Source organism: Aquamicrobium terrae, from assembly GCF_040545735.1.
GTDB lineage: Bacteria > Pseudomonadota > Alphaproteobacteria > Rhizobiales > Rhizobiaceae > Mesorhizobium > Mesorhizobium terrae_A.
In genome coordinates this window covers 58366-78178 of record NZ_JBEPML010000022.1, presented here as the reverse complement: position 1 = coordinate 78178, position 19813 = coordinate 58366, and the positions used below count along the sequence as shown (strand labels likewise).

Sequence of the window (19813 nt, the reverse complement as noted above, 5' to 3'; positions counted from 1 at the left end):
TAACGATTGAAGCAGGGCGGGCCTTGAATGCCGCCGCGATGCGCCGCATCCAAAGCCCGCCTTTGCGGTTTGCGGTATGACGGGTCTTGTCGATCCTGTCGAACTTGGCCCTAACCGAACCTGGCCCTACTGAACCTGGACCGGCCGCGCGGGGTCGGCAGCCCACTCCGCCATGGAACCATCATACATGGCGGTGTTCTTGTTGCCGAGAATTTCCGACAGGCCGAACCATGCGACCGACGCCCAGTGGCCGGTGTTGCAGAAGGTGATGTTCTTCTCGTTCTCCGCCAGGCCGACGCCGGCAGCGAGCGCCGCAACGGTTTCCGGACGGGCAAAGCTGGCATATTCACCGCTGTAGAGCGACGAATGTTCGATATTGACCGCGCCGGGGATGGTGCCGAGCTTCGCCACGACCGGGCTCTTGGACTTGCCGACATACTGCTCCTTCGGACGGCCGTCGACCAGCTTGACGCCGTCCTTGAGCGCGGCGGCCACGTCATCCGTCGTGGCGCGCAGTTCCTTGCGGACATTATAGGCGAACTCGGCCGGCTCCGGCTTGCGCGGAGTGGCAGCGCGTGCGCCGCCCTGGGCATCGTATTGCCTCCAGCCGCCGTCGAGGATCGAGACCGCATCGTGGCCCAGATATTTGAAGGTCCAGTAGACGCGCGTGGCGCCGCCGAACTCGCTGGAATCGGTACCCCACGGCACGATCACCACATGGTCGTCACCGTCGATACCCAGATTGCCGATCAGTGCGACGATCTTCTCGAGCGGCGGAAGCTGGGCGGGCACCCCGTCGACCTCGACGCGCCAGCCTGCCGTGGCATAGGGCGCAATCACCGCGTTGGCGATGTAGGGCTTATCGCCGAGGTCGGTTTCCTCGACCTTGTCGCGGATGTCGAGGATGACAAGGTTGTCCTTGTCCGCATTGGCCTTGAGCCATTCGGCGCTGACGAGCGGAGTGACGTCCCGCGCTTGTGCGACGGCAGGCGCCAGAAGGCTGGCGAGCAAAATTACGATGATCGGTGCGAGGCGCATGTGGAAGCTCCAGACCCGGGAAACGATATTCCAATCATACCTCGCCGGCGTGGCGGACGCTCAGAAGTCGGCTCCAAAACCATTTCTGGAAATAGAATGCCATACCGAAAGAGGGCCATTGCTGGGCATGATATGCTCAAACAGGGTGCAGCCGCCTTGTCCGTCGCCGTCGCGCGGCGTCAGAATCCGATCCGCCCGATGGCCGGAATCTTCAGTCCCGGGCGTACGATATCCACGCCGGCGACGAGGCCGAGGGCATGCAGCTCCAACCCACTGCGCGCACCGGCAGATATGCCCAGAAGACCATAAAGCGTTGCATGTACATCCCTGCCATCCGCATCGATGGCGAAGAAACGGCCGTCGGGAAGATAGTCCCGGCCAATTGCATCCGGCGGCAGCACGACGCCCAGTTCGGGAACGCTTCGCAATATATGAGCGACGAAAGTGTTCGAGTTCGGCCCGGGCCACATGCGATAGCCGCCGGCTTCGGAATGGGGATAGGCCGCAATGACCGCCTCGATCCGGGGGATCAACCGCGCGGCCTCCGCACCTTGAAGACTGACGACGAGACGTGGCGTGTTGGAATACCAGTAGGCGTCGGGCGCATAATTGTTGCGGCGCACCGGAGCGCCCCAACCCACCTTGTCATAGCGGTTGTAGTGGCCCGCATTGGCTGCCTTGGTGACAATCCAGGCGTGGCTGGCCACCGAGCCTTTCATACCGCCCGTCGTGGCGGAGAAGACATGGATCGTCGCCTCCGAAACGTCTTGCGGCCTCGGCAGGATACCAGCCGATCCCCAGTCCGCTTCGCGCCAGCTTTGTGGCCGGTCGCGCATGTACCATACGCCAGCCGAGGCAAGGGTGGGCACCAGATAAATGACAATGAAGAGGCCAACGATGCTCTTCAGGAATTTCATGCAGGTGAACTCATAGCCGATGCCCCTTTCACGGATTGAGCATTCCGCATGGAAGATGGATTTTTTGAGGCTGCGATCTTCGGTCCAATCGAATTGCCTTTGCTTTGGCAGGTCATCCGGCAACGACCACCTTGAAAGGGGTTGCTGAAGGCTCCCGATCGAATTGGGCCGTCACCACTCAACGCTCTCACGCCATCCATTCCGGAATACGCGAGGGCGCCCTTCCCTCGATTGCCGCCCGCACACAGTCAGCCAGAGCGCCAAACCGGACTACCCGACCCGAGAGACCCGGGCCGTAGTGGGCATACTTCCCGGAAGTGGTCATCACGGTCCGCGCCTTTGGCGGAAACACCGGCTCCGTAATGGAGCACCAGCACAGATCGGGCAGAACCCGGACGCCGGAGCTCTCAAGGCGCGCCAGAACGCCATCGCGACGTGCTTGCGCAATGACGTCTCTGCCAGCCGTCACGATGACGGCAACTTCCGGCCGCTTTCGACGACTACCGAACGCATCGGCGATAGCGTGCAGTTCTTCGAGCGATGCATGAGGACTGCCGAAGGCAACGAGATCCACCTCCTCCGGACCGCTATTCAGAGAAAGCCAGGCTGCACCGATGTCGCCGCGCGTGATCCGCACCCTGTCCGCATCGTCGGCCGCCGCATTCTCCGCGTCTGGCGTCACGCCCTCGATGTGAAGCATTGGGGCCGCAGAGGTCGTGCCGAAGGCTGCGCACAGAGCCTGCAGATTGTCTCTCGACGGCCGTGTCGCGGCGAGCCCACGCAGAAGCGGAACATGATCCGGCGAGGCGCGGCCGGCAAGATAACCCACGAGCGGCCATATGGCCTCATCGGCATGGTCCGGCCATTCCACCTCGATGATGCAGCGCGCCTTGCGACCTGCATCGAGGTAGGCGCCGGCCAGCGGTGCGCGTCCGGTAAGCGCGATGCAGAGGTCGAGGAAATCCGGATGCTTTGCGGTTCTCGCGCCGAGCACCGTATTGGCGAAAATGACGGCGTTGGACTCGGCCCAGGCGATACAGTCGCCTGCTCGCGGTGCGCTGTCGAGCAGATAGGGCGCGCAGGTGAAGCTGGAACTGCATCCCATGCGGACATAGGCATCGGCCAATCGCGCAGCGGGCAGGCCGAAGGAGGAGAGAACGCCTTGCGCCCGCCAGTTGTCGTGATCCACCGAGATGGCATTCGTCGTCGTCGGAACGCAAACCCGGGCTCCCATCTTCGCGAAGTGTTCCGCGAATGTCAGATTGGCGGGCCCCGCATAGATGCAGCCGTCGATGTGGACCTGCGTGACGTCAACGAGACGGGCCGCTCCTTGCTGGGTCGCCATGGCGCAGATGATCCGCATGGCCTGGCGCACCGCCTCGCCATGCGCGCCTTCCAGCTTGGCCTTGTCCGACGCCGACAGATGGAGCGAGCGCGGCGCCTTGGCGGCAAGGGGAATGGCGAGCCCTTCGGCCTTGATGGCAGCATCGCCGATCGTGGCTGTCCTTGCGCGTGACAGCTCCTGAAATGCGTTCGGGGAAATGCGCATGATCGGAACCGTCTTCCCGAACATTTCCGAAGCCACAAGCCCGCCCAGCGTCAGAACATCCTCGTCTTCGCAAAAGACCAGCGCGGTTGGAGCCTTGCCTGTCAGAGCCATGTCGAGCAGAACGCCAGAGCCCGAGCATGATCCCCGGCTTGTCGGCATGAGCAATATCGCGCCCGTCAGCAGTTCGCCGTGCAAGGGATGATGGGCGTCGATGACGCGGCCGCTCGCAGGATCGACCCCGCCCCAGAAACTCAGCGCTTCATGGGTGGAGACGATCCGGCCTTGCGCGGTGCCCGCCAGAATGATCGATGCTGTCGATGAACCCTGATCCGCCATGGATAGATTGTTCCGTGCCCTGAACCGCGTGGGAAGCACATTCGGTGCCGACTGGGCTCCTGCCTTGAGGCCATCAGTCCCTCCGACGAAGCTGAACCAGCAACACACCTGTTTCAAGTCGACTTTTCCACACCAGCCGGACAAAACGGTCACTTGCCGGAACGCGGTCGGGAAAGCGGCATTTGACGCCTGGAAAGCAGCGGTTTCCGCCCGCAGGTGCTGGCGCTTGTTTTGGCCGGCATGATGGAACGGAAGACTTTTGCGACCGGGGTTCTTGATCGAACGGCCCGCAGCCGCCATATTGCGCCGGCGCCTCTCGTGATTTGAGAGTGATCGCAGCTTTAGATGCCGCCTACACGGGCTTTTCGGCATCCTGTTTCAATATCGGCCGTCGCTTGTGGTGCGTTTGACAAGGCCGATCTTTGTATTGGAGACAAGAATGGCGACTGCAACGCCCTACGCGCTGCCCGAAGCAGTGCTGACCAAAATTTCAGCAGGGACCCCGGTAATCCGGGCCTATCGGGAACATCTGGGTTATTCGATCGAAGACATAGCTGTCACAAGCGGCCTGACGGTCGAGGAAGTCGAATTGATGGAACGCGGCCACCGCTTCGATAAGGGCTACCGTGACCGCATCGCCCGCGCCCTCGGACTTCCCCAGGGCATCTTTGACGAGATTTCCGACGTCCCGGACGCGGCTTGACCAGGGTGGAGACGGGGCACTTCGAACATGAAGTCGCCCCGCAGTCATATAGCAGCCCGTAAGGAGCCCCCGCCCTCCTCGATAATGGGCTCTCAACCTTACTCTTCACCGCGCCTCAGGTCGCAGTAGCTTTGCAGCGGCACCGGCTTGACTGGCAGGTGAGCACTAAAGCGGCCGGAGGCCTCGATCGGAGCTCTACGCGCAGCGGCAATACGTGCAGCCACCGTGGCCTCGCAATAGCGGCCCTGGCATAGGCCCATGCCGCTGCGGCATTCCAGTTTCGCCGCGCTGGCCGACAGGATGAAAGGGTTGTTGGCCAGCACCGCGTCCAACTGGCCGCTGCGCACCAGTTCGCAGCGGCAGATGATGGTCTCCTCGGGGAGCGAGAGCGCCGCCAGCGCCGTGCGGTTCGGCGCGAACATCGCCTGCACCACGCGGGAAAAGCGGCCCGCGCGCGCCAGCATTCGCGCGGCCTCGACCTGCCGTGCCGCGCTTGGCTTCGCGCCCAGCGAGGCAGCGATGGCCAGCCCGGCCACCCGTCCCTCAGCCCATGCGCGTTCCGCACCGGCAATGCCGGTGGGTTCTCCGGCAACGAAAATCCCCTCGGCGCTGGTGCGGAAAGCATCGTCATGGCTGACCAGCCAACCCCCGGCCGCCGAGTGCCAATGCAGGTTGCAGCCGGCCTGGCGCGCCAGTTCGGTCGACGGGTGAAAGCCGTAGCCCAGCGCCAGCACATCCGCCGCCACCAGCCGGGCCTCGCCCTTCGGCGCCCAATCGCCATCCACCTTTTGCAGTCGCACGCCGGAAAGCGCCTCCCCGCCTTCAGCGCCCGTCACGACGGTATGGCGCGACAGGCGCACGCCATGCGCCAGGATCTTGCGCAGCGCCCGCGCCGCATCCGCGAACAGGGCCACATGACCGGGCACCGCCGGCAACGCACCCACCATCTCGGCCAGCCGTGGCAGGCCACGGGCGAAGGCAATCTCGGCGATGCGGGCACCGGCATCCAGCAGCTGCGCGGCAAGGATCAGCAGGATCGGATGCGAGCCGGCCAGTACCAGTCTTTGTCCGGCCAGCAACTTCTGACTTTTCAGCAGCGATTGCACGGCTCCGGCGGTCATCACGCCGGGCAAAGTCCAGCCGGGGAAAGCTACCGGCATGTCATGAGCGCCAGTAGCAATCAGCAGGCGCCGCGCGGCGACCAGCCGTCCGCCCTGCGCGGAATGCACCGCCAGTTGCAGCCCGCTGCCCACCTCCGGCGCATCGCGCAGCATGCCGAAGGCGGTGGCGCGGAACAGCGCCTCGATGCGGGGATGGTCCTCGAAACGCTCGATCAGGCCTTGTGCCCAGGGATAGGGTCGGTAGTCGCCGTGGCGGATGCCCCATTCGGCCGGCGGGCGGCGAAATATCTGGCCGCCGGCGCGGGCCTGCTCGTCCACCACCAGAACGGAGAACCCCGCCTCGGCAACCTCAAGGGCGGCCGCCATGCCGGCCGGGCCGGCGCCCACGATGGCAAGGTCGATCATCGCTTCCCCCTAGCTGGCCGGTGACGGGAGACGCAAAGTCCCTCGCGCACGTCTGTAAGACAACCGCGCACCAGATACTGCTCGTCCACCACCAGCGCGCAATCGAAGCAGGTGCCCATATTGCACAGCGGCATGCGCGCGTCCCCTTCGCGCGTGGCGCCGAAGGCCACGATGCCGGCGGCCAGTAGTGCCGCCGCCACCGTCTCGCCCTCATAGGCGGCGATCTCGCGACCCTCGAAAGTGAAGCTAACCGCTCGGCCGCGCGGGGCAGGCTTGCGTTCCCAGGTCATCATGGCTCAGCCTTTCGCATAGCGGGCAGCGTCGAACTTGCTCATGTCCAGTGCCGGCGCACGCCCGGCGACCAGCCCCGCCAGAACCTGCGCAAAACTGGGGCCGAGCGTGAAGGCCGAACCGCCGGTGGCCACGAAGGCGCCGGGTTGGCCGGGCACCGGGCCGACCAGTGGCAACTGGTCGGGAGTGATCGTCGTGGTGCCCACCCAACTGCGCAGCATCGGCAGGCCGGCGAGTTCGGGAAGCACGCGGATCGCCATCGCCGCATTGCCGGCAAGGCTGTCACGCAGAAGGTCAGGCTTGGCGTCGAAATCCGGATGGCCGTCCGCGCCCAGCGGCAGCCGCGCCGGCCAGCCGCCGCCAATCAGGATGTTGCCGTCCAGCGCCTGCTTCAGCGACAGTCGCCCGCCGGCGTGCTGGACCAGATGCGACATCAGCTTCGGAATGCGCAGGCTGACGCTCATGGTCAACGCCAGTGGTACGGTGGGCAGATGGGCCCCCATCATTTCGCCCAGTTTCGTCGTCCAGACACCGGCGGCGATCACCACGGCATCCGCAGTCACCCGGTCCCGCATCCCGACCCCGCGATCCTGCAAATCCACCTGCCAGCACCCGCCCTGCCGCGAGAGAGCGAGGACCTCGCAGCGGGTGCGGATTTCCGCGCCCGCGCGCAAAGCGGCACGGGCCATCGCCGGGGCGGCGGTGCGGGCATCGGCCTTGCCCTCGACCGGACACCACGCGGCCGCGACCACACGGGGCGAAAGATAGGGCGCGATACGGTCGATCCCCGCCCGATCGATCACACTGATATCGAGGCCCCACGCGCGCTCTATCTCGGTTTTCTGCTCCAGCAGGGCGACCTGCGCAGCATCCTCGGCGATCATCAGGCCGCCGGACTGCTTGACCTCGATGTTTTCGCCGGTCAGGGCGGGCAGTTCCGACCACAGCCGCGCTGCCTCCAGATGCAGGGGCATGGCCTCGGCGGCCTTGCGGGCGGCATCCAGCCCGCGCTCGATCATGCGATATTCAAGCTGGAAATGCAGACTGCCCGCATTACGACCGGAAGCATGCTGGTTGATCTGGTCGCGCTCGACCAGCAGAACCTGCCCGCCGTCGCGCCCGATCATCCAGGCGGTGATGCAGCCCAGAAGGCCGCCTCCGATCACCACCGCATCATAGTGTCGGCCCATCAGAGCGGCCGGGTCTCGATGCCCAGGGCGTGCAGGGTATCGGCGACGCGCTGCACTTCGCCATCGGTCAGTTCCAGCAGCGGGTCACGCACGAAGCCCGCCGGCACCCCCCGCAGCCGCAGCGCGGTCTTCATAATCGCCTGCTGGTTGCCGAACTGCGCGCCGTAATTTGGCTGGAACCAGGCCTGCATGACCACACGGTCCCGTTCACCCAGCCGGATGGCGCGGTCGCGGTCGCCCTCTGCGATCGCGCGCCAGAAATCGGGATGGTCGGCGCCCAGCACGCCGCCTGAGCCCATCAGCCCGTCCCCATGCCCCAGCAGCGCGAGATCGGCACCCAAAGCCGAGGTCGGCAAGCCGAAATAGCGCACCCGCCCCTCGACCCGGTACATGGTCGAAAGGAACGAGGCGAAATCGCCGGTAGAGTTCTTGATGGCCACAACGTTGTCGATATCCGCCAGTTCGTCCAGCAGGTTGGGGTCCATGTCCACGATGCAGCCGCGGGGCCAGTTGTAGATGGTCATCGGAATGTCGGTGGCGTCCGAAACCGTGCGATAGAAGTTCACGATCTCGCGCCGGTTCGGCACCATATAGGGTGGCGGGGTCAAAAGGATGCCGTCCAGCCCGGCCTTTTCGGCGGCGCGGGCGTGGGTGATCGCCTCGGCCGGCGTGAAGGCATTGCAGGCGCCGATCACCACCAGCCCCTGCCCGCGCCAGCGGGCGCCGGCCTCGAACAGGTCGGCGCGTTCGGCCGTGGTCATGCTGAACCACTCCCCGCTGGTGCCCGCAAGTATGACGCCATGCATGCGCTCGGCTGCCAGCCAGTCCATCTGGCCCGCGAAGGAGTCGAGGTCCAGCCGTCCAGCGCGGTCGAAGGGGGTGGTGATGGCGGGAATATAGCCCGTCCAGGCGACGCTGTTGCGATCCATGTCGATCTCCTTCGATGAAAGGGGGGCGCTTACGCGCCCGCCCGTGTCTTGACCGGTTCGCCGTTCGCGGCCTCGAAGGTGCGACCCCAGCCCGTCCAGGCGGCAACGATCATCACCACCGTCAGCACCAGCGGATAAAGGGTGACAGGAAACAGCGCGAAGGTCGATTGCGCCGGCGTCCCCTCATAGCCCGAGGTCAGCAGCGCCCCGATGAACAGATAGGCGCTCAGCACCGGCACCACCGAGGCGAGGCCAAGGGCAAAGCAATCCATGATGTTCGAGCGCCGATAGGGATGCAGGCCCACGCGTGCGCCCAACTCGTCGGCGATGGGGCCAAAGGCCAGCATCGCGGCCGAATTCACGCCGCCGAACAGCAGCGTGGTGGCCGATACGCCGATACCGATGGCAAATTCCACGCCGCGCGGGCTCGACGCCATGGCGCTGGAGGTGATCCGGTCGATCATCATCTCCATCACGCCGGCGCCGCGCAGTACGCCCATGATGCCGAACACCGAGATCACCAGCGCCACCGTGCCCAGCATGGAGTTCACCCCGTCATAGAGGAAGCCGCTGGGATTGCCGTCGGTCACGCCGATGATGGCATCGACGGTCAGCAGGCCGGTGGCCAGCCCAGTGATCGAGCCGAGGATCAGCCCCACCGTCACCGCCTTGAAGATGTCACGTGTAACCATCGCCACGATCAGCATGATTGCCACCGGGATCAGCATCAGCAACGGCGCCGGGCTGGCATTGCCGGAAAACTCCGTCACCACGGTTCCGGCATTGTCCGAGGACATGCCGATGAACAGGAATAGCAGCGCCGAAATGACGGCCGCCGTCAGCGCATAGCGCGCCCGGTGCCGCACGACGCCGCCGATATCGGCCACGGCATTCCTCGTGCGGTAACGCTGGGAAGAGGATGAAATGATCGTGGTGTCCGAGATGGGCGCGAGGTTGTCGCCCAGGATCGCCGCCGACAGGATCGCGCCGGCCAGCGGTGCCGGGTCGGCACCAATGGTGATGCCGGCTGCGTAGAAGATCGGGAAGGCGGTGAACATGGTGCCGATCGACGAGCCCGTGGCCATCGAGATCGCGGCGACCGCGACGAACACGAAGAAGGTGTAGTAGCCCACGTTCAGCCCGGTCTCCTGAGCCAACCAGACGAAGCCGGAGGCAACGCCCGTGGTCTTGATCAGCGCCGAGATCATGCCGACCATAAACAGGATGACGATGATCGCCACCGAGGTCTCGCTGCCGATACCGCGCAGGGCGTGTTCCCAGAATTTTGTGTAGTCGCGGGCAAAGAGTGCACCGATCAGCAGCGAAACGAAGCCTCCCATTGCCAGCGCCGTCATGTCGAAGGCCTTGAAGACGACGAAGTAGAGTACGCACAGGCACAGGAAGACCAGGGCGGGCAGGAACGCCATCCCGATGCCTCCCCGGAAGCGAAGGAGCGAGTTGTTCATGATGAATTCCCTGTTGGGGTTTCAGCCCAGGGCCGCGCGCAGTACGAGGTCGCTGGCCGGGTCGGTGATCTGCTGCAATTCAACGAAATTGCCATCGGGGTCGCGGCAATAGCACAGCCGCATCGGCCCCACATCCACGGGCGCCGAGACGAATGGCACCCCGGCCGCCGACAGTCGCGCATGGTCGGCAATCACGTCGTCGCTGTCGAAGCAGACATGCGCGAAGCCTTGCTGGTACAGCGCGCGGTCGTCGCTTCGGGTCGAGGCCGGTTGCTTGTATTCAAACAGTTCGAGGAAGGCAGTGCCGGCCTTCAGCAACACCGAGCGCGCGGTCGAATCCGCCACGCCGGTAATGCCTGCGGCAAAGCCGGACATGTCGGTTCCTGCCTCCCAGCCGAAGCCGAAGACCTCGGTAAAGCCCAGCAGGTCCCGATAAAAGGGCAGCAGGCGGTCGATATCGCCGGTGGTTATGGCCGGATGATGGATGCCCCGGATCATGTGGACCTCCCTCAGGCGCAGGCGATGGCTTCGACCTCGACCAGCAGGTCGGGCGAGAACAACCGGGTGATACCGACAAGCGTGCTGGCCGGGGTGTTGCCAACAGCGGCGAAGGGGCCGATCAGCGAAGCCCAGTTCGCCAGCGTAGCGTCCATATCGGTCGTATAGACGCGGATGCCGGTGACGTTGGAATAATCCATGCCAGCCTGCTTCAGCACCTCGCCCAGGTTCGCCACGGCAAGCTGCAACTGCCCTGCCATATCGTCCTTGTGCTGGGGCGCGCCATTGGCGTCTGTGGCGCATTGCCCTGACAAGGTCAGGATTCGGCTGACGCCCGTAACCTCCTTGGCATGGGCAAATCCAAAGCCCGCCTGCCAGTTCCAGGGATTGATTTCGCGCATTTCCATCATGTCCTCCCATGCTGGTTTGGCCGCTCCACGCTGGACGCAGGCGGCGATGCCCTCATTCGACACGTCACAAAGGTTGCAATCAATGTCGGATTCATGCCAAGAATGTTGCATTCAGCGCAACGATCTTACGGATATTCCGCGACTTATCGTCAAATTGGGCATGATGTTGCGCCAGCAGTGCTTGGGACGCAATTTCGTGAGGGGTTGACTTGACCATTGATGACCGCCGGGTGAGGTTCCTGTTTCAGGCATGGCGCAGCGGCTCGATGCGGGCCGCCGCCGATGTGCTGGAGGTGGCGCCGTCCTCGATCAGCCGCCAGATCGCGCAGCTGGAGCGTGAGATCGGGACCCGCCTGATCGAGCATGGCCAGCGCGAGATCCGGCTGACGGAAGCTGGACAGGCGGTCATCGAATACTACCGCACCCGGCAGGCCAGCATCGAGGCATTGCGCGGGCAGCTTCTGGACCTGACCACCGCGCGCTCGGGACATGTGCAGCTTGCGCTCGGCGAGGGATTTCTGGGCGAAGCGCTTTACGACACGCTGGATGGATTCATGGATGCCTGGCCGGGTTTTACACTGTCGGTGAACGTGACCGACACCCCGCGCATGGTGCAGGCGCTGCTGGAGGACGAGGTGCATTTCGGCCTCGGCTTTCATCCGCTGTCGCATCCGCACATCGTGTCGCGCTTCCGGGCACCGGTGCCGCTGAAGGCGATCATGCATGTCGCGCATCCTCTGGCCGGACGCACCAGCATCTCGATCGCCGAGCTTTGCGCGCAGCCGCTGGCATTGATGGGCCAAGGTTTCCGCATCCGCCAGACTATCGACATTGCGGCAACCGATGCCGGCCAGGCGGTGGCACCGGTGTTGACCACCAACTCCATCGCGCTGCTGATCCGTACCGCCTGCGCACGGCGGGGTGTGACGGTTCTGCCGGAGTTCAGTGTCGGTTCCGAACTGTCTAGCGGCCGGCTGGTCGCCGTCCGCATCGAGGCCCCACAATTACAGGCGGTCTATGTCCACCTGATCGCACGGCGCAACCGCCAGTTCTCGCCACAACTGACCGCGCTGGCGGAGCAGATTGGCAGGCGGCTGGTCCCCGCCGCGCTGAGCGAGGCGCGGGCACCGTCGGATTGAGGGAGAAAGGACGGGTCAAGCAGATCAGCGCGCCGCCTTTCGGTTCCTACGCAGGCTCAGGCACTACAGTGGCAATGATCGAGGCATCCAGCGCCTCGTAGGCGGCAAGGCCGATCGTGTCGTAGAGCTCAGCGCGGGTCTGCATTTCTGGCACCATAGCCTTTGCCGATCCGTCGCGTTTCAACGTGGCATAGAGCTTTTCCTGGGCCTTGTTGGCGACGCGCAACGACGATACCGGCCAGATCACCATCCTGTAGCCCATGGCCTCGAACTCGTCGGCGGTGAAGAAAGGCGTGCGGCCGAATTCGGTCATGTTGGCGAGCAGCGGCACGCCCGGCATGTGCGCGGCGAACTCGCGAAACATGTCGGCCGTGGTCAGCGCCTCGGGGAAGATCGCATCGGCGCCGGCTTCCATGTAGAGCTTTGCCCGCGCGACGGCCCCGTCGATGCCTTCGCTGGCCGCCGCATCGGTGCGGGCGATGATGTAGAGGTGGCGGCGGGCTTTTGCCGCGGCGGCGACCTTGGTCGCCATGTCGTTGGCGGCGGCCAGCTTCTTGTCATTGAGGTGGCCGCACTTCTTGGGCAAGAGCTGGTCTTCGATGTGGACCGCGCCGGCGCCCGCATCCTCGAAGGTGCGTACCATATGCATCACGTTGAGTGCCTCTCCATAGCCGGTGTCGCCATCGACCAGCAGCGGCAGACCGGACGCGCGGGCGATCTGGCGGATGAAGAAGGCCACCTCGTCGACGGTGATGATGCCGAGGTCGGGAATGCCCATCGAGGCCGTCATGGCCGCGCCCGACAGGTAGAGCCCCTCGAAGCCCGCGGCTCTGGCCTGCAAGGCGGCCATGCCGTTATGGGTTCCGGGAAGCCTTGCGATGCCGCCGCGCTCGACCAGCGCCCTGAAGCGCTCGCCCGCGGGTTTCTGCGGAAAGTCCGAAGATACGAGATAGGGCATGCTTTTCCTCAGGCTGCCTTGGAGTTTTCGGCCGGCCGGCCACGACGTTCGATCGGCACGAATTCGAGATTTTCCGGCCCGACATAGTTGGCGGACGGGCGGATGATCTTGTTGTCGATGCGCTGTTCGATGATATGCGCCGCCCAGCCGCTGGTGCGCGAGATGACGAAGAGCGGCGTAAACATGGCCGTCGGCACGCCCATCATGTGATAGGACACCGCGCTGAACCAGTCGAGGTTCGGGAACATTTTCTTGGCGTCGGCCATGGTGGATTCGATGCGCTCGGCGATGTCGAACATCTTCGTCGATCCGGCCTCGACGGAGAGCTGGCGCGCCACGGTCTTGATGACCTTGTTGCGCGGGTCGCTCACCGTATAGACCGGATGGCCGAAGCCGATGACGACCTCTTTCGCCTCGACGCGGCGGCGGATGTCGGCTTCCGCCTCGTCCGGATCGGCGTAGCGCTTGTGGATCTCGAAGGCGACCTCGTTGGCGCCGCCGTGCTTCGGCCCGCGCAGCGCGCCGATAGCCCCGGTGATGGCCGAGTAGACATCCGAGCCGGTGCCTGCGATCATGCGCCCGGTGAAGGTCGAGGCGTTGAACTCGTGCTCCGCATAGAGGATCAGCGAGATGTGCATCGCCTTCACATGAGAGACCTTCGGCGCCTTGCCGTGCAGAAGGTGGAGGAAATGGCCGCCGATGCTGTCATCGTCGGTCTCGACCTCGATGCGCCGCCCGTTATGGGCATGATGATGCCAGTAGAGCAGCATGGAACCCAGCGAGGCCATCAGGCGGTCGGCGATGTCGCGCGCGCCGGGCAGGTTGTGGTCCGGCGCCTCCGGCAGCACGCAGCCGAGAGCGGAGACGCCGGAGCGCATCACGTCCATCGGATGGGTCGCGGCCGGCAAAAGCTCCAGCGTGCGCTTCACTGCATCGGGCAGCCCGCGCAGCGCCTTCAGCTTCGCCTTGTAGGCGGCAAGCTCGGCCTGCGTCGGCAGCGTGCCGTGGACGAGGAGATGGGCGATCTCCTCGAACTCGCAAGTCTCGGCCATGTCGAGAATGTCGTAGCCGCGATAGTGGAGATCGTTGCCGGTGCGCCCCACGGTGCACAGCGCCGTGTTGCCGGCAACGACGCCGGACAGGGCAACGGACTTCTTCGGCTTGAATGCGCTCATGGCTTCCTCCCTATCGCTTCCAGTCGAAAATGCCGGTGGCGGCAGCCGGGCCAAGCTTGTCCGGCTGGACCGTGAAGGTCAGGCCGGCCAGTTCCTCCGGCTTCAGCTCCATGAGGCGCTCGACGGTGGCGATGAAGCGGTCCTGCTCGGCCTTTTCCACGACGCCGTCGGCCAGCGTGCGGAACTTGTCGACGTAGTCCGGACGGGTGAAGGGGCGCGCGCCCAGCGGATGCGCATCGGCGATCGCCAACTCGTCCTCGATGACCGAGCCGTCCTGAAGGGTGACGGTAACGCGGCCGCCAAAGGCCTTTTCCTTCGGATCATGGCTGTGGTAGCGGCGCGTCCATTCCGGGTCCTCCACGGTGGAAATCCTGTGCCACAGGGCCACCGTTTCCGGCCAGTTGGCGCGTTCGGGCGCATAGGAGCGCTCGTGGTGCCAGCCGCCGTCTTCCAGTGCCACGGCGAAAATGTACATGATCGAATGGTCGAGCGTTTCGCGGCTGGCCTTCGGGTCCATCTTCTGCGGGTCGTTGGCGCCGGTGCCGATCACGTAGTGGGTGTGATGGCTGGTGTGGATGACGATGTCCTTCACCTTGGTCAGATCGCCGACCTTCGGTCCCATGCGGCGCGCCAGATCGATGAGCGCCTGGCTCTGGTATTCGGCCGAATGCTCCTTGGTGTAGGTGTCCATGATGGCGCGCTTGGCCTCCCCCTTTTCGGGCAGCGGTACGACATATTCGGCGCCAGGGCCGGAGAGCAGCCAGGCAATGAACCCGTCCTCACCCTCCCATGCCGGCGACGGAGCCCCCTCCCCGCGCATCACGCGGTCGACCGCTTCCACCGCCATCTTGCCGGCGAACGCCGGCGCATAGGCCTTCCAGCTCGAAATCGCGCCCTTGCGCGACTGGCGCGTGGTGGTCGTCACATGCAGCGCCTGCTGCACGGCCTGATAGATAACGTTTGCCGAAAGGCCGAGCGCCGTGCCGATGCCGGCGGCGACCGAGGGCCCAAGATGGGCAATGTGGTCGATCTTATGTTTATGCAGGCAGATGCCCTTCACCAGATTGACCTGCACCTCGTAGCCGGTGGCGATGCCCCTGGCCAGCGCCGCGCCCGACAGGCCGCAATGTTGGGCCACGGCAAGGATCGGCGGAATGTTGTCGCCCGGATGCGAATAGTCGGCGGCAAGGAAGGTGTCGTGGAAATCCAGTTCGCGCACAGCAACGCCGTTCGCCCACGCCGCCCATTCCGGCGAAACGCGTTTCGCGGTGGAAAGACCGAACACGGTCGCGCCCGGCAGGAAGGGATGCGCCACAGCCTGTGCCCGGGCGCTGACGACCGGGCGGCGCGCCAGCGATGCGGCGGCGACGGCCGCATTGTCGATGATGCGGTTTCCGATCATCTCCACCACATCGGCGTCGAGCGCCACGTTGTCGGCCGCCACGGACGCGATCTTCCAGGCAAGCTGATCCTCACGGGCGAGCTTTTCGGCGGATTTGTAGGTACGAACCTTATGCAACTTCACGAAACGGCATCCTTCACTGACGGTTGATCTTCCTGGAGCGGAATGAGCATCTGCACGCCATCGGCATCGACCGTCAGAAAGCGAGGCGCGACTTGTTCCGATCTGATCGTCTGCATGTTCCAGCGTCGATGCTCCGATGGGCTTTTCAACTCCGCACTATCCGCATAGGATAAGAGGCGTAAATGACTGAAAATGCAGAATTTTGTGAAGGGCATTCCGTGAATATGCAAAGTTTGCAAAGGTATCGGCAGCGAGGCCGACCATGAAGAAGGCGTTCATGGGCGTGCGGTTGAAGCGGCTGCGCGAGGAGCGCAAACTCACCCAGCAGGCGCTGGCTGACGCGCTCGGCATCTCGCTTTCCTATTTCAACCAGATCGAGAACAATCAACGGCCGCTGACCGTGCCGGTGCTGCTGAGGCTCAACGCCGCGTTCGGCATGGACGTGCAGCTCTTCTCCGACAATGACGATGCACGGCTGATCGGCGAGCTGCGGGAGGCGCTGTCCGATCCGGCGCTGGGCGAACCGATTGCCTCCACCGACCTGCGCGAACTGGCCAGCAACATGCCGGCTCTGGCACGCGCCTTCATTTCCCAGAGCCGAAGGCTCAAGCAGACGAGCGAGCAGGCGGCCGCCTATGCGGCAAAGCTCGGTGGCGACCGGCAGAACGAACTGATGGGACTGCCTTCGACGCCGTTTGAGGAAGTGCGCGATTTTTTCTACACCAACCGCAACTATGTCGATGCGCTCGACCGCGCTGCGGAAATCGTTGCCCAGGAACTGGGCATGCCGGTTGGCCGGATGGCACCGGTGCTCGCCGGCAGACTGGAAACCAGGCACGGACTGCGGCTGGCCGATCTGAGGGAAGACGCCGGTGCCGGCATCCAGCGGCAGTTTGATCCCGAGACACGCACCCTCTGGCTGTCACGCAGGCTGCGACCTGGACAGCAGGCCTTCCAGATGGCCACGCAGCTTGCCTTCCTTGAGCAGCGCGAACTGATGGATGACCTGGTTGCCCGAGGGGCGTTCTCGAGTGACGAAGCACGATCCCTTGCTCACATCGGTCTCGCCAATTATTTCGCCGGCGCGCTCATTTTGCCCTATGCGCCATTTCTTCAACTGGCAGAGCAGTTGCGCTACGATATCGATCTGCTCGGCCGCGATTTCGGTGTCGGCTTCGAGACGGTCTGCCATCGGCTCAGCACGCTGCAGCGCCCCGAGGCGCGCGGCGTGCCCTTCTTCTTTGTCCGCGTCGACAGGGCGGGCAACATCTCCAAGCGGCAGTCGGCAACGGACTTTCACTTCTCACGGATCGGCGGAACCTGTCCGCTCTGGAACGTCTACGACGCATTCTCCAATCCCGGCGAGATACTGACCCAGGTCGCGGAGATGCCGGACGGCCGCGCCTACCTCTGGATCGCCCGAATGGTGGAGAACTCACGCGGCGGCTACCGGACACCGGCGAAAAGGTTCGCGATCGGCCTTGGCTGCGACCTGCACCATGCCAACCGGCTTGTCTATTCGCAAGGCATTAGCCAGAACGATCCAGCCGCGCGAACGCTGATCGGCGCCGGATGCAAGGTGTGCGAACGTCCCGAATGCCCGCAAAGAGCATTCCCGCCGATCACGAAGGCACTGGCCATCGACGACCGCCAGAGTTCATTCGCGCCGTATTCGTGGGCAATCACGCCCGAAAACGCAGCGTCTCCACCAAGAGGGTGAAGGCAGACGAAGCCTGCCGCCGATGGGGGCAGCCGCAGATTGATGGCGCGATGATCAATCAGTTGCGTCGGCAAGTTCGGAACGGCATGCGCGCGAAAATAGTCGGGCGAGTCGACGATCGCCACGGGAATGTCAGGCCCGATGCGCACCGCGGTCATGTCTTTTGCCATCTCGCCGCCCAGGTGAACGCCCGCATCGAAACGCGGCGGCTAAACAGTCTTACCCTGCCGAAGGCCAATCTTATCCGCCGTGTGAGCACGCCAGAACCCCTCAAAGATTGGAGGTATCGAATACGATCTGGTCGTACCACCACAGACGCTGGAACAGCATCTTCAGCGGCTGCCTGTGACCATAAGCTTTCATCAGGTCACGAACGCTACGCACGCCGTCGATAGCGAGAACCAATTGTTTCTCCACCGAATTGATCGGCAGATAGATGTCCTTGTCGATATGCCGCCGGTTGATCAACACTCCGGCCGCACCGGGTGGCAGTTGCTCTTCAACGCATACCGTTTCCGGCAGGCGGACGGGCCGATAGTCAAGCCATGACTCTCCAGCAAAATTGATCGTCTGGTTGGCGGTCTGTTCGTCGTCCCGATAAAGAATGGCGCTGTGGCGCACCATGTTGCCCCGGAACAGCTCCATGGCCGCATATTGCTCAACGCCCCCGAGCTTGGCCAGCCGGCCATAATGCGGTGTTTTCGATGGCGCGCCGCAGTGCGGTAGATAGGGCGCTTGCCGCAGCCAGCGTCCGAACCGCAAACCGCCCCGTTTCACGAACTCGAAAAACTCTGGAACCGAATAGGGACGATCCCGTGGATGCAGCAGCGCATCGGCCAAGCCGGCCTCGTAGCGAAAATCGGGAGAGGCCTTCAGTAAAGGCCATAGTGCATGCCCTTGCGGCAACTGGCGCAGCGCCGCGTCAAGTTCGTGGATATCCGTTAAGGACGAGCCAATACCGAGCCGGCGGCAATAGTCCTGCAACAGATAGATGCCGGTACGGCCGTATGGAGCATACAGCATGAGATGCATCGCACCCCCAGGCGCAAGTACCTCGCGTAAGGCCAGCAAACCCACATCCGGGTCCGGAAGATGGTGCAGCACACCCGTACATATGATCTGGTCGAAACGTTGGTGGAGTCGGCCGGCCTGTTCGACCGGAAGACATGCGAGCTCAAGGTTCTTAAGACCGTATCTTTCCTTTAGAGCGGCAGTGCGCTCGATGCTTGCCTCGCTCACGTCGATACCGACGATGTGGGCGTTTGGCCAGCGCATCGCGTGCTTGACGGCCTGAACGGTTCCGCAGCCAGCGATCAGCACCGAAAAATTATCTCGAAGCGTGAGATTGGGCCAGAAGAGACGATGCTCCGTCACCCGCACGCGATCATCGTTCATGCGGGTGCGATAAGCATCCAGATCTTCTGGCGGAGCCGGATAGGGATGCCGCTCATAGAAGGCGCGCACGGTAGCGGCGATACTTTCATTACCGTCAGCGCCATATTCGCCATGTCCACCGCGCACCGGTATCACATGCCCTTCATGCGTCATTTGCCCTGTTCTTTCGCAACGATCCTGGCAACGCCGGGCATTGAATCGGTCGGCCAGGCATCACGGCCTGGCCGTCGAAATTGCCCGTCAAAAACGCACAACCAAGCCCATGATGGGGCCATGCTGGACAGCGTCGAAGACGAAGCCATCGCGGTCATAATCAACGCCGAGCGCCCGGTAGCCGACCACAGCGGACCATGTCTCGTTGAACTGGTAGCCGAGGCCGGCGGCCACGTCCCAGTCCACTTTAGCGCCGCCGGCGCCGATCATGCCCCAGCCCGTCAGGTAGAAATTGTCGTTGAAGTCGTAGCGCGCGCGCAGGCCGACCATCGCATCCACCCAGGTCTTGCCGTCCGAGAACACGCGCCCGTCGAGAACGCCGCCGTCGAAGGAAACCTCCGTGCGGACATCCCATACCCGGACGCCGCCGACGACGTCGAGATGGCTGTTGCCGTCCTGGAAAACCGAGTAGCCGGCACCGAAGAGCCCTGCGAAAGTCTGCGAGGTGAGGTCGACGCTGTCGGCGAGGATGCCCCTGGGCGTGCCGGAATCGATGGAAAGCTTGGTATAGATGACATCACCGAAGAAGCTGTAACGGTCATAGCGCGCCTCGCCGATCGCCATGACGGCAAAGTCGAGATTGTTCAGTATGTCCCCGAAATCGGGGCTGAGATGGACCGTTCCCGGTATGCCGAATTGGGAGACGTCCCCGGACAGGCCGGCGGCCCAGAAATACGGGCTGAAAGCGAAGGTCCAGCCGTTCGCCTCGATCTGCATCGTTTCGGGTGTGACCGGCGTCACAATGTCGGCCGCGTGAGCGGGCGCCGCCGGAAAGGCCAGAGCCAGCGCCGGGAAGAGCCGCTTGGAAATATGCATTGAAAGTCCCCTCGGGTCA

General features: G+C 63.9%; 18 protein-coding genes and 1 pseudogene. 3 read left to right on the top strand and 16 right to left on the bottom strand.

The window, feature by feature from the left end; genetic code table 11:
- Positions 1-126: 126 nt before the first annotated feature.
- The 3 genes from ABID37_RS22475 to lhpI all read right to left on the bottom strand — a co-directional run bounded on the left by ABID37_RS22475 (position 127) and on the right by lhpI (position 3840).
- Positions 127-1038 (bottom strand): sulfurtransferase, encoded by a 912-nt coding sequence (locus ABID37_RS22475; RefSeq protein ID WP_354198888.1) that lies wholly within the window; start codon positions 1036-1038, stop codon positions 127-129.
- Positions 1039-1217: 179 nt separating this feature from the next.
- Entirely contained in the window at positions 1218-1955 is a 738-nt protein-coding gene (locus tag ABID37_RS22470) for a DUF3750 domain-containing protein (protein WP_354198886.1), read from the bottom strand.
- A 187-nt stretch (positions 1956-2142) separates the two neighbouring features.
- Complete coding sequence (lhpI, locus tag ABID37_RS22465; RefSeq protein WP_354198926.1) at positions 2143-3840, bottom strand: cis-3-hydroxy-L-proline dehydratase; 1698 nt, start codon at positions 3838-3840, stop codon at positions 2143-2145.
- A 439-nt stretch (positions 3841-4279) separates the two neighbouring features.
- On the opposite strand from lhpI, the gene ABID37_RS22460 reads away from it, so the two are divergent.
- The gene (locus ABID37_RS22460; protein ID WP_354198884.1) at positions 4280-4543 is read left to right on the top strand and encodes a helix-turn-helix domain-containing protein; all 264 of its coding nucleotides are present in this window, start codon (positions 4280-4282) and stop codon (positions 4541-4543) included.
- A 98-nt stretch (positions 4544-4641) separates the two neighbouring features.
- Here ABID37_RS22460 and ABID37_RS22455 read toward each other — a convergent pair whose 3' ends face one another.
- From ABID37_RS22455 to ABID37_RS22425, 7 genes are read right to left on the bottom strand one after another with little or no spacing between them, the layout of a single operon-like run.
- Positions 4642-6069: an FAD-dependent oxidoreductase gene (locus ABID37_RS22455; protein WP_354198882.1), complete on the bottom strand. Its 1428-nt coding sequence runs from the start codon at positions 6067-6069 to the stop codon at positions 4642-4644.
- Positions 6066-6362: a (2Fe-2S)-binding protein gene (locus ABID37_RS22450; protein WP_354198880.1), complete on the bottom strand. Its 297-nt coding sequence runs from the start codon at positions 6360-6362 to the stop codon at positions 6066-6068. The genes ABID37_RS22455 and ABID37_RS22450 overlap by 4 nt, the downstream gene beginning before the upstream one ends.
- Before the next feature lie 3 nt (positions 6363-6365).
- Positions 6366-7550: an NAD(P)/FAD-dependent oxidoreductase gene (locus ABID37_RS22445; protein WP_354198878.1), complete on the bottom strand. Its 1185-nt coding sequence runs from the start codon at positions 7548-7550 to the stop codon at positions 6366-6368.
- Entirely contained in the window at positions 7550-8479 is a 930-nt protein-coding gene (locus ABID37_RS22440; RefSeq protein WP_354198876.1) for a dihydrodipicolinate synthase family protein, read from the bottom strand. The genes ABID37_RS22445 and ABID37_RS22440 overlap by 1 nt, the downstream gene beginning before the upstream one ends.
- Positions 8480-8508: 29 nt before the next feature.
- Positions 8509-9945, bottom strand: a complete 1437-nt coding sequence (locus ABID37_RS22435) for a Na+/H+ antiporter NhaC family protein (RefSeq protein ID WP_354198874.1) — start codon at positions 9943-9945, stop codon at positions 8509-8511.
- A 21-nt stretch (positions 9946-9966) separates the two neighbouring features.
- A complete protein-coding gene (locus tag ABID37_RS22430) occupies positions 9967-10443 on the bottom strand; it encodes a VOC family protein (RefSeq protein ID WP_354198872.1) in 477 nt (158 codons plus the stop codon).
- Positions 10444-10454: 11 nt separating this feature from the next.
- Positions 10455-10850, bottom strand: a complete 396-nt coding sequence (locus ABID37_RS22425) for a RidA family protein (protein WP_354198870.1) — start codon at positions 10848-10850, stop codon at positions 10455-10457.
- Positions 10851-11062: 212 nt separating this feature from the next.
- Here ABID37_RS22425 and ABID37_RS22420 point away from each other — a divergent pair, with 212 nt between their 5' ends.
- Entirely contained in the window at positions 11063-11992 is a 930-nt protein-coding gene (locus ABID37_RS22420; RefSeq protein WP_354198868.1) for a LysR family transcriptional regulator, read from the top strand.
- A gap of 46 nt (positions 11993-12038) precedes the next feature.
- Here ABID37_RS22420 and prpB read toward each other — a convergent pair whose 3' ends face one another.
- Genes prpB through ABID37_RS22405 form a run of 3 tightly spaced genes read right to left on the bottom strand, consistent with a single transcriptional unit; the run spans position 12039 to position 15650 of the window.
- Positions 12039-12950, bottom strand: coding sequence for a methylisocitrate lyase (prpB, locus tag ABID37_RS22415; protein ID WP_354198866.1), 912 nt, complete (start codon positions 12948-12950; stop codon positions 12039-12041).
- 8 nt (positions 12951-12958) lie between these two features.
- Positions 12959-14125 (bottom strand): bifunctional 2-methylcitrate synthase/citrate synthase, encoded by a 1167-nt coding sequence (prpC, locus tag ABID37_RS22410; protein WP_354198864.1) that lies wholly within the window; start codon positions 14123-14125, stop codon positions 12959-12961.
- Positions 14126-14135: 10 nt separating this feature from the next.
- Positions 14136-15650: an MmgE/PrpD family protein gene (locus ABID37_RS22405; RefSeq protein ID WP_354198862.1), complete on the bottom strand. Its 1515-nt coding sequence runs from the start codon at positions 15648-15650 to the stop codon at positions 14136-14138.
- Positions 15651-15912: 262 nt separating this feature from the next.
- On the opposite strand from ABID37_RS22405, the gene ABID37_RS22400 reads away from it, so the two are divergent.
- A complete protein-coding gene (locus ABID37_RS22400) occupies positions 15913-17370 on the top strand; it encodes a short-chain fatty acyl-CoA regulator family protein (protein WP_354198860.1) in 1458 nt (485 codons plus the stop codon).
- A 14-nt stretch (positions 17371-17384) separates the two neighbouring features.
- Here ABID37_RS22400 and ABID37_RS22395 read toward each other — a convergent pair.
- The 3 genes and pseudogenes from ABID37_RS22395 to ABID37_RS22385 form a co-directional block, all read right to left on the bottom strand.
- Positions 17385-17573, bottom strand: a pseudogene (locus ABID37_RS22395) (LysR family transcriptional regulator); the annotation flags it as partial.
- A 67-nt stretch (positions 17574-17640) separates the two neighbouring features.
- Complete coding sequence (locus ABID37_RS22390) at positions 17641-18918, bottom strand: class I SAM-dependent methyltransferase (RefSeq protein ID WP_354198858.1); 1278 nt, start codon at positions 18916-18918, stop codon at positions 17641-17643.
- A gap of 87 nt (positions 18919-19005) precedes the next feature.
- On the bottom strand, positions 19006-19794 hold the full coding sequence (locus ABID37_RS22385) for an outer membrane protein (protein WP_354198857.1): 789 nt from the start codon (positions 19792-19794) through the stop codon (positions 19006-19008).
- Between the last annotated feature and the right edge of the window lie 19 nt (positions 19795-19813).